The sequence below is a fragment of the Mucilaginibacter sp. BGA-UO-ETr-C110 genome, from assembly GCF_059567985.1.
In genome coordinates this window covers 1,776,214-1,787,514 of the sequence record NZ_JCAQPB010000002.1, presented here as the reverse complement: position 1 = coordinate 1,787,514, position 11,301 = coordinate 1,776,214, and the positions used below count along the sequence as shown (strand labels likewise).

5 protein-coding genes are annotated in these 11,301 nt (G+C 38.8%); all 5 read left to right on the top strand.

Going from position 1 to position 11,301, the window contains the following annotated elements; translation table 11 throughout:
* Positions 1–70: 70 nt before the first annotated feature.
* Positions 71–2,461, top strand: coding sequence for an ABC transporter permease (locus tag AC57BQ_RS08510; RefSeq protein WP_496405860.1), 2,391 nt, complete (start codon positions 71–73; stop codon positions 2,459–2,461).
* A 65-nt stretch (positions 2,462–2,526) separates the two neighbouring features.
* Positions 2,527–4,902, top strand: a complete 2,376-nt coding sequence (locus AC57BQ_RS08505; protein ID WP_496405859.1) for an ABC transporter permease — start codon at positions 2,527–2,529, stop codon at positions 4,900–4,902.
* Positions 4,903–5,011: 109 nt separating this feature from the next.
* Complete coding sequence (locus tag AC57BQ_RS08500) at positions 5,012–6,046, top strand: DUF4097 family beta strand repeat-containing protein (protein WP_496405858.1); 1,035 nt, start codon at positions 5,012–5,014, stop codon at positions 6,044–6,046.
* Between the two features lie 231 nt (positions 6,047–6,277).
* Positions 6,278–8,701 (top strand): ABC transporter permease, encoded by a 2,424-nt coding sequence (locus AC57BQ_RS08495; RefSeq protein ID WP_496405857.1) that lies wholly within the window; start codon positions 6,278–6,280, stop codon positions 8,699–8,701.
* 129 nt (positions 8,702–8,830) lie between these two features.
* Positions 8,831–11,242 carry an ABC transporter permease gene (locus AC57BQ_RS08490; RefSeq protein WP_496405856.1) on the top strand — a complete coding sequence of 804 codons (2,412 nt, stop codon included), beginning with the start codon at positions 8,831–8,833 and terminating at the stop codon, positions 11,240–11,242.
* Positions 11,243–11,301: the final 59 nt, after the last annotated feature.

Sequence of the window (11,301 nt, the reverse complement as noted above, 5' to 3'; positions counted from 1 at the left end):
AAGTATTTGCCTATTAGTGAGTTAATAAACTGGTATGCATTTTACTGCTATATTCTAAACCATTTATCCAATGCTCAGAAACTACTTTAAAACTGCCTGGAGAAACCTCATAAAGCACAAAGTTTTTTCGCTTATTAATGTTTGCGGGCTGGCAATTGGTGTAGCTACTTTTTGGTTAATTACCCTATATGTTGCTGATGAATGGAGTTATGACCGTTACAATGAGAAAGCAGATAGGATATTTCGGGTAGTACAGCATGGCAGCTGGGGTGGTGGTAAAATGAATGCCGCGGTAACTTCGGCACCTTTTGCACCGACACTAAAAAAGGATTATCCTGAAGTTGAAGAAGCTATTCGCATTGATGCAGAAGGTGGTGGTAAAATAACGTATGCAAATAAACAGATGAACGAAAATGGCATGTGTTTTACCGATAATGCCATATTTAATGTTTTTAGCTACCATTTTTTATATGGCGATCCTAATACCGCTTTATCAAAACCACAGTCGGTAGTATTAACCAAAACTTTAGCCGAAAAATTATTTGGTGATGCCTCAAACGCCCTGGATAAAGTCATATTTATAGAAAATAATCCCACTACAATTACCGGCGTAATAAATGATGTACCTGCAAACTCGCACTTTACTTTTACCGCTCTGCGATCCTTCCCTGCAAATTATACGGATAGATGGGGTAACTCAAACTTATACACTTACCTGCTGCTAAAAGATCATCATGATTTCAGGAAGATAGAAGCGGGCTCTGATGCGTTTTTGAAAAAATATTTATTAGGCGATATGGGGCCCATGCATTACCAGATAGAATTGCAGCCGCTCACCTCTATCCATCTCCACTCTAATTTAGATTATGAGTTAGGTGCTAATGGCAATATTACTTATGTGTATGTATTTGGCATGGTAGCCTTATTGATACTGGCCATAGCGGTTATTAATTATGTAAATTTAACTACGGCACGCTCATCTGTCAGGGTTAAAGAAATAGGGGTGCGTAAAGTGATTGGTTCCAGTAAAAAACAACTGATGATCATGTTTTTTGCTGAATCAATAATGCTTACCATGATCGCGACTCTTTTAGCTGGTGTATTGATACAGTTTGTACTGCCTTATTTTAATCAGTTATCAGGTAAAAACCTGGTGCTGCTGCAATTTGGTTTAGCCAAAACAACTGTCGCATTCCTGTTGTTTTCATTAATTACCGGGATATTAAACGGACTATATCCAGCTTTGCTGCTCTCTGGTTTTCGTACTATTCTAGCTATGAAAGGTCAGACTGGTAGCCTGGCATCCACCATCATATTCAGAAAATCATTAGTGGTGTTTCAGTTTGTAACCACCATTGTAATGATAGCCGGATCGTGTATTATATATCAGCAATTACGTTATATGATGAATAAAGACCTTGGTTTTAATAAAGCTCAGGTACTTACTTTCCACATCAGTGATAAATCAGTACGAACAAAAATAGCGGCTATAAAAAGTCAGTTGTTGCAAAATCCTGCCATTGAAAGTGTTGGTATTGCTGGTAATCCCATAGGCAATAATTATATAAGTTCGGGCGATTTTAACCTGGGTCCTGATGGCAAGATAAACCCGGAATCAAAGATTGTGGAAGAATTGATCATTGATGAGGATTTTATACCCACCATGCAGATCAGGATAGCTAAGGGGCGCAATTTTTTGCCAACAATGGCTACTGATCAAACGGAATCGATCATCGTAAACCAAACACTGATAAATGAGCTGGGCTGGAGAGATGCGGTAGGCAGAATGGTACGCACGGGTGTTGATCCTCAGGGAAGGGTTATAACACAAAAAATAATAGGTGTAGTAAAGGATTTTAATACTTATTCGTTACAGCATAAAGTAGATCCTATGGTATTGCGAATGCCAGCTAACGCCAACGATCAAGATAATTTATACGTACGTGTAAGTAAAAATAATATACCAGCCACACTTAACTATATCAGTAAAGTATATAGCCGGTTTGATATAGAGAACAAAGCGGAATTCCGTTTCCTGGATCAGAATTTTGCCAAACAATATCAATCAGAACAGAAGCAGGGTAGTATACTCCTCATATTTACTGCATTAACTGTATTTATCGCATGTCTTGGTTTACTTGGCCTGGTAACTTTTACAGCCGAACAGCGGGTAAAAGAAATAGGGATCAGAAAAGTTTTGGGCGCCAGTGTAACCAGTATTGTTGCCCTGTTGTCAAAAGATCTGATGAAACTGGTACTGGTAGCCACACTTATAGCCTCGCCTTTAGCCTGGTTTGGTATGAGCAAATGGTTGCAAGGCTTTGCTTACCGTATTGATATACAATGGTGGATCTTCACGATAGCTGGTGCTGCTGCGATATTAATAGCTTTTATAACAGTAGGTACACAATCTGTAAAGGCGGCCACTGCAAACCCTGCGAAGAGCTTAAAAAGCGAGTAGCGGGTTTAGGAATAACAATTTCGTGTTTAAAAAATTAGGATTTGGCCCTTATAATTTAAAATATCATGTTAAAAAACTACATCAAAATAGCCTGGCGAAATCTTTATAAAAATAAAGCGTTTTCGCTTATCCATATCTTGGGACTAACCATGGGCATTACCGTTTGCCTGATGATATTCCTGTATATCACCAATGAATTTAGTGTGGATAGTTTTCATAAACAGGGCAAAAATATTTACAGGGTGATGCGTGGGTTCGATCCGGCAAAACCCCGTACCGCTTATCTTTCCGGACCGTATGCCCCGGCCTTGATCAATGATTATCCTCAGGATATCAAAATGGCTGTACGTGTAAGGCCACAAAATAACTTGGTTTCATTCGGCGAAAAAGCATTTAACGAACAAAAAGTATATGCTACAGATCCAGGTTTTTTTAAACTATTCTCATTTCCACTTATCAAGGGTGATGCTGCTACCGCGCTGATAAATCCTAATAGTGTAGTACTTACCGAAACAACCGCCAAAAAATATTTTGGCAGCATGGAGAGTGCTATGGGCAAGGTGATTCAGGTAGATAAAAACCTGCAACTAAAAGTTACCGGTATTGCAAAAGATGTGCCTTCAAACTCACACCTTGATTTTGATATTGTTTTTCCGATAACTAATTATACTAAAGATGCAGGCTTTAATACCTGGATTAATAATGGCTTGTTTGTTTACATTTTGATGAACGAGCACAGCACAAAAACCGCGCTCGAAAGCCGTTTCACCCAGTTTATGGATAAGTACATGAGCAAGGATATGCAACGTTTTGGCGCTAAGTTTGACTTGAAACTTACTCCATTGAAAGGTATTTATTTTGAAGATGCCTCATCATTTGATAATGTGAAGCATGGTAATAAAACAGTGGTTTTCATTTTTATATCCATTGCCGTACTTATCATGCTCATTGCGTGTATTAATTTCATGAACCTATCAACCATACGGGCGGTTGAACGGTCAAAAGAAGTTGGTATGCGAAAAGTAATGGGTGCTTTACGCAACCATTTAATTATACAATTTATTGGCGAATCAATTTTATTGGCGTTAATTTCATGTGCTATTTCCATTGGTGTACTGCTCATGCTGATGCCATGGTATAACCAGTTATTAGGTTACAAACTATCTGTTTCATGGAATCAACTACCTATTTATCTTTTCCTGCTGGGGGTAATATTAGTTGTTGGTTTTTTAGCCGGCAGTTATCCTGCATTTTTCCTTTCCGCGTTTTCGCCTATTCAGGCATTAAAAGGAAAATTAAGGTTGGGCAAAGGCGGTACCTTGTTCAGGCAATCCTTAGTGGTATTGCAGTTCAGTATCTCTGTATTACTGATCATCGGTACTATTGTTATCATGAACCAGATGCATTATATCAAAAGTAAGTCGCTGGGGTATGATAAAGAACAAACCGTAATTGTAAGCATAGATAACAATGATATTTACGATCACCGGCGCCAGTTTAAAGACGAGCTTCAAAATTCTGGTGTTGTATCATCTGTATCCCTCATGTCGGGGCAACCAGGAGGCTTTTTTGATACCCATACATTTACGGCCGAAGGACAGCATGACGTGTTTAGATCAAGAACTGAATTTGCTGATTTTGAATATGTAAAAACATTAGGCTTAAAAATCATAGCCGGAAGAGATTTTTCTGCACAATTTGCTACCGATACCACTAACGCGGCGCTGATTAACCGCACAGCAGCCAAAGAATTGGGTTACACACCACAGCAAGCTTTGGGTAAATGGATAAAAAATAACGGGCGCGATGATAAGCCACGTACCATCGTGGGTGTGGTAGAAGATTTTAATTTTCTATCGCTTAAAGAAAACATGGATGCCCTGGTGATCGCGCCAAACGATGATCGAAGGGTGGTGGTGATCAAGTTAAAGACGGGTAATATACCGGCAGCACTCGCTAACATTAAAGAAATATATACCAAAGTAGCGCCGGTTTATCCTTTTGAGTACAGTTTCTTGGATCAGCAATTCAATACCACTTATAAAAATGATATCAGGCAGCAAACTATGCTGAGCATATTTTCTGGTCTGGCCATATTTATTGCCTGTTTGGGTTTATTTGGTTTAGCTTCATTTACTGCGGCCAAACGCACCAGGGAAATAGGTGTACGCAAAGTACTTGGCTCATCCGTGCAGAATATTTTGCTGCTGTTATCAAAAGATCTGCTAAAACCTGTTTTGCTGGCTACGGTTATCGCCATGCCAATTGGGTATTACTGTATGAATAAATGGTTGCAAAATTTTGCTTACCGTACTACATTACACTGGTGGATATTTGTTTTAGCCGCGGTTTTAACCTTTTTGATCGCCCTGTTCACTATCAGTTTTAAATCTTTAAAAGCTGCTTTGGCCAACCCGGTAAAAAGTTTAAGAAGCGAATAGGGGTAAACAGATTTTGAATTGTATTACAGTCGGATCCAGATATATTTTTAATACAATGCAACCAAGATCTATTGAAGTGGGTCTTATAGATTGAATTAAACAAAAAATCATGAAAAAATATTTACTGTTGTTATTTGTCGCCGGTCAAAGCCTTGTAGCCTTTGCTCAGCGTAACGGGCAGGCCCCCTATATGACCAAATCGTTAACAGGATCTGCTATCAGATCGGTTTTGGTCAAAACATCAGGCGGTAGTATTGGTGTTACCGGTGCGGGTGGCGGGGAGCCACGGGTTGAGGTTTATATCAGCGGTAATAATGGTAACAATGATATCTCGAACGATGAAATAAAAAAGCGTTTGGAGAATTACACACTGGAGGTAACTGTTAATAATGGCGAAGTACAAGCTATAGCAAAAGCCAAAAGTAAAGGTTTCTTTAACTGGAATAACTCCCTGAACATATCATTCAGAGTTTTTGTGCCTAAACAGGTAACTACTGATCTGAATACCAGCGGAGGCAGTATTAGCTTGGATAATTTAACCGGTAAACAAACCTTTGAAACCAGCGGAGGAAGCCTGCATATGGACAGGTTAACCGGTACTATACATGGCAGAACATCAGGTGGCAGTATCCACATTAGTAATTCAGGTCAGGATATTGATTTGCAGACAAGTGGCGGAAGTATCAGCGCGGCTAATTGCATTGGACACATCAGGTTGGAAACATCCGGAGGTTCATTACAACTGGAAGGGCTGCAAGGCAACATCGATGCTACTACAAGCGGTGGCAGTATTCATGGCAACAGCATTAATGGTGAACTGATAACCAGTACAAGCGGCGGTAGTATTAACTTGACCCAATTATCATGCGCTCTTGATGCATCAACCAGCTCTGGGAGTTTTCACGCGCAGTTTAACAGCGTAGGTAAGTATGTTAAGATAGATGTAAGCTCCGGACATATCGACCTGGATCTGCCATCGAAACAGGGCGTTGATCTGGATCTCCGGGGTGAAAAGGTTGAAACCAATTTTACAGGAAATTTTAATGGGACTAAAGAAAAAGAAAGAGTAAAAGGCAAATTGAATGGCGGCGGTTCGTTGGTTGAGGTGAGAGGGAACGGCCGGGTTAATCTGAATGTGAACTAATTAACTATTAATCATATAAAAAGCCTGTCGGAAATTAATCTGACAGGCTTCTTTGTTTTTTACTGTATCATAACCGGACACCAACTGTTACGCCTGCGAACAGTTGAAATATTAATTTTCGTATAATTACCTGATTGTTAATATTTTATATAATTGGTACGTATTTTAACCTTCAATAACAGAAGTAGTTGGGATGGGGATATCAGGTTTTAGAATTTAATATTTACAGGCATGTTAAAGAATTATTTACGGAGCGCTATACGCAATATCACAAGACATAAATTTATCTCGTTCATCAATATTTTTGGTTTAACCATTGGCTTAACGTGCTGTATGCTTATCCTGATATATATCATAAATGAATTGAGCTACGATAAATTTAACACCAACGCTGATAATGTTTATCGGGTAACCAGGAGCTTTAATACTGCAGACGGCGTGCAAACGCTTATCCTCGGATCAATAGCACCGCCATTTGGCCCGTTGTTGAAAAATGAATTTTCTGATATTAAAAAGGTAACTCAGCTACGGGGAAATGGTATCGTAAGCATGCGTTATAAGGATAAGTTACTTAATGAAAATGGTTCCTATTTCGCTGATGAAAATTTTGTCAATGTATTTACCGTAAAAACAATTAAAGGTGATGCGGCGACAGCCCTTTCTGACCCTTTTACGGTAATGATGACGGAAGACATGGCCCGTAAATACTTTGGCAATGAAGATCCTATAAATAAGGAGATCAGGCTTGATAATCAATTTAATTTTAAAGTTACCGGCATTTATAAGCCGTTTCCGGCTAACTCACACTTGCATCCCGAAATGCTTTTATCTTTTATTACTTTAAAGGATAGTACATTATATGGCGATAAACAATTACACACTAATTGGGGTAATAATGATTTTTATACCTATATGCTTTTGCCGCCAAATTACAATGTGGAGCGTATGGAATCATTATTCCCGGCCTTTTTAGATAAATACGTTCATTTTCCTGGGCAGCCTGGTAATTACCAGGAGTCAAAAAACAGCAAATTACATATTCAAAAGCTATTGGATATACATCTGCATTCACACCTGGATGCAGAGATCGAGACCAATGGTGATATTAAACGGGTTTACATATTTTCGGCCATTGCTTTGTTTATTCTGCTGATAGCCTGTATTAATTACATGAATTTATCAACGGCAAGGTCGGCATTAAGGGCACGTGAAATTGGTATCCGGAAAGTGATAGGTGCACAACGAAAAGAAATCATCACCCAATTTTTAAGCGAATCGGTATTGATCACTTCATTTTCACTGATCCTGGCATTAGTACTTACCTGGTTACTGATACCGTTTATAAATGGTTTATCGAATCTGGGACTAAGCATTACCAGTTTGTATGATCCTAAACTATTAATATGCCTGTTTATATTACCATTTTTTGTGGGTATCCTCAGCGGAATTTATCCGGCATTATTCATGTCATCCTTTAAACCCGTAAAGGTTTTAAAGGGGATCTTAAAAGTAAGTTCAGGTGGTGTATCATTCCGTAAGGTTTTAGTGGTGATACAATTCTCTGTTTCCATTGTGTTAATAGTTGCAACAACTATCGTATTTCAGCAGTTAAGCTATATTCAGCAAAAATCGCTTGGTTTTGATAAGGAACACATCATCACCATGAGTAACCCATTTTCTACCAGTCAATTTGAGACCTTTAAAAACGAGGTGATGAAAAACGCTGGTGTTAAAGAGGTAGGGCGCTCATCGCGGATCCCATCCGGCCGGTTATTGGATGATCAGGGAATATCTGTTTTTGAAGGAGCCAAATCGCAGCCTGTTAAAGCGGATGTTAAATATGTAAATGCAGATTATGGTTTTATACCCACCTTTGGTATGAAAATAGCTGCCGGACGTAATTTTTCGCGAGAGTTTGGTACCGACAGCAATAATTATGTGATCAATGTGGCTTCCGTAAAAGCATTGGGTTGGAAAACCCCGGAAAATGCCATAGGAAAAGATCTGGCGTATGGTGGAGTAAGAGGTAAGGTGATCGGTGTGGTGAATGATTTTCATTTTGAGTCGCTGCATCAAAGTATTATCCCTTTGTTATTCCGCATGCCTGCTCATGATAATTACGGTAGATTATCGATTAAGATTACTGGTAATAATATCAATTCTTCCATCAACACTATTCAGGAAGCCTGGTTGAAACTACAACCCGAGAACCCATTTGAGTATACGTTTTTGGATGAACGGTTTCAAAAATTATACAATAGCGAACAACAACAGGGTAGCTTGTTCACCATATTTTCTTTCATTGCTATATTTATAGCTTGTTTGGGATTGTTCGGTTTATCAGCCTTTACCATTACCCAACGAGTTAAAGAGATAGGAGTACGCAAAGTATTGGGTGCAAGTATCCCTCAGATTGTAACTGAATTATCCAAAGACTTTTTAAAATTGGTACTCATTGCTTCGGTGATCGCTTTGCCTATTGCCTGGTATGCCATGAGTAAATGGCTGCTCGATTTCGCCTTCCGTATCAGTATACAATGGTGGGTGTTTTTAATGGCAGGTGTTATTGCTGTAGTGATCGCTTTTGTGACCATTAGCTTTCAATCCATTAAAGCGGCAATGGCCAACCCGGTAAAAAGTTTACGCAGCGAATAGTAGTAAATTGTAAGTAAAATCAGTATATCAATTTAAAGTTTTAAAATTAGCATTAGGAGTTATACCATTATGATAAAAAATTATTTCAAGATTGCTTTGCGCAATTTTAGTAAGCATAAATTGTTTACGATGATCAACATCATCGGCTTATCCATTGGTATAAGCTCTGCATTGGTCATTTACTTGATTGTACATTTTGATTTTACTTTTAATCAATCCTTTACAGATGGCGATAGGATATATCGAATAGTTTCAAATTACACATTTTCTGGTGAAGCGGCCAATAACAGGGGAGTTACAGGAGCTTTGCCCGGGGCAATGAAATCCGTAAGTGGGGTAGCTGTTTCGGTTCCGTTTTTTACGCTCGATCAGCCAAATGTGCTCATTCCTTCAAAATCGGGCGTTCCTGTTAAATTCAAGATACAGGACAATGTAATTATCGCTGATAGTCATTATTTTGATCTTTTTAATTACAATTGGAAAGCGGGTTCTGCTAAAACAGCATTAAATGCGCCTAACCAGGTTGTATTGACCACAGATCAGGCTAAAAAATACTTTCCCTCACTTTCCTATAACCAGATGCTGGGGCGTACGGTTACTTATGATACTTTAACCACAACTGTTAGCGGTATTGTGGAGGCATTAAAAGGTAATAACGATTTTACTTTTCATGATTTTATATCTTATGCTTCTATAAATTCAAATAAAGCACTTCTGGAAGAAATAAGACCGACACAATGGGGTGGTACAACATCGGCTTCTCAACTTTTTATCAAGCTATCACCCAATACCACTGTTGCGCATATTGAGAAACAGTTAAATGAGCTGTTAAAGAAAAACAATCCACCTAAACCATCAGATAAGGGTAATACCAGGAATTTTACGTTGCAGCCATTAAATGATCTGCATTTTAACGGAACTTATGGAACGTTTGATACAGGTACCAGCCGTACGGCCAATAAAACAACCTTGTATGGTTTGCTGATAATCGCTTTGTTTCTATTATTATTAGGCTGTATCAACTTTGTGAATTTAACTACCGCTCAGGCTACCCAAAGGGCCAAAGAAATAGGTATCCGCAAAACAATGGGTAGTAGTCGTATGCAGCTCATTATTCAGTTTCTGAGCGAGACGTTCTTGATAACTTTAATTGCGGTAATTGTATCGGTAGCTATGGCTCCTGTTATACTAAAATTGTTTACTGATTTTATTCCGCAGGGTATTAAAGTAGATATTTTGGGGCATCCTGATCTGATAGTTTTTCTGTGCCTATTGACGATTGTGGTAAGCATTTTATCCGGCTTTTATCCGGCCGTCTTATTATCGTCATATAAACCCGCATTGGTGCTTAAAAACCAAACCGCCGCCAATAGCAATAAAACACGTAACGCGGTGCTGCGTAAATCATTAACAGTTTTACAATTTGTTATTGCCCAGTTTTTTATAATGGCAACAGTATTGGTCAGCAAGCAAATATATTACGCGCTGCATAAGGATCTGGGTTTTAAAAAGGATGCTATTATAGTTATCAACTCCCCCTGGAAAAATCGTACAGCCAGTCGTAACCAGGTATTTATGAACAAACTAAAAGCTATACCTCAAATAGAGATGATAGCCGTAGGTAGGGATGCGCCATCTTCCAGTTCAAGTCACTCAACAGAGGCAACCTATAAAGATGGAAAAAAGGAAATCAAAATAAATTTGGAAGAAAAATATGGTGATGAAAAGTACATTGATGTATATAAGATCAAATTGCTTGCCGGTAGAAATTTACAGCAGAGTGATAGCACAAAAGGATTTTTAATTAACACTACCTGTGCAAAGGTATTTGGATTCAAAAACCCTAAAGATGCTGTAGGTAAATTAATAAATAATTTCAATGGCGATACCAGGATGGAAATAATTGGAGTGGTTGCAGATTTTTATCATGAATCCCTGCATTCGCCGATTAGGCCTCTGGCAATTTTAACAAGTAAAGAACGTAATAATAACGGCACATTTCATATAGCATTAAAACCACAATCCGCCGGTGGTAGCGATTGGAAAAAAGCCATTTCGGCAATGGAATCAGCATGGAAAGAAATTTATCCCGAAGATGATTTTGAATATCATTTTTTTGATGAAAATATTGCCAAATTCTATGATGCGGAGCAGCATACTTCTACATTGCTTACCTGGGCTACCGGCTTGTCCGTATTTATAAGCTGCCTGGGTTTACTGGGTTTAGCTATGTATACAACTAATCTGCGAACCAAAGAAATAGGCGTTAGGAAAGTGCTGGGGGCATCTGTTACCCAAATAGTTACCTTATTGTCAACCGAGTTGGTGTTGCTTATTGTGCTGGCTTTTGTTTTAGTTACGCCCCTGGCCTGGTACGCGATGCATAAATGGATACAGAGTTTTTCCGACCGCACAACCATCAGCTGGTGGATATTTGTTTTGAGTGGTGCTGGAATGTTGCTGGCAGCTTTGTGCACATTGAGCTTTCAAACGGTTAAGGCTGCTATTGCCAACCCGGTTAAAAGTTTACGTAGCGAATAGTATGGTTTGAGTAATTGCGGAGTGGCATTGTTTTAAACTTTAACACTATTTAACTACTC

Coding starts and splice junctions, on each gene's coding strand:
- AC57BQ_RS08510 (WP_496405860.1), top strand. CDS start 71: ATGCTCAGAAACTACTTTAAAACTGCCTGGAGAAACCTCATAAAGCAC.
- AC57BQ_RS08505 (WP_496405859.1), top strand. CDS start 2,527: ATGTTAAAAAACTACATCAAAATAGCCTGGCGAAATCTTTATAAAAAT.
- AC57BQ_RS08500 (WP_496405858.1), top strand. CDS start 5,012: ATGAAAAAATATTTACTGTTGTTATTTGTCGCCGGTCAAAGCCTTGTA.
- AC57BQ_RS08495 (WP_496405857.1), top strand. CDS start 6,278: ATGTTAAAGAATTATTTACGGAGCGCTATACGCAATATCACAAGACAT.
- AC57BQ_RS08490 (WP_496405856.1), top strand. CDS start 8,831: ATGATCAACATCATCGGCTTATCCATTGGTATAAGCTCTGCATTGGTC.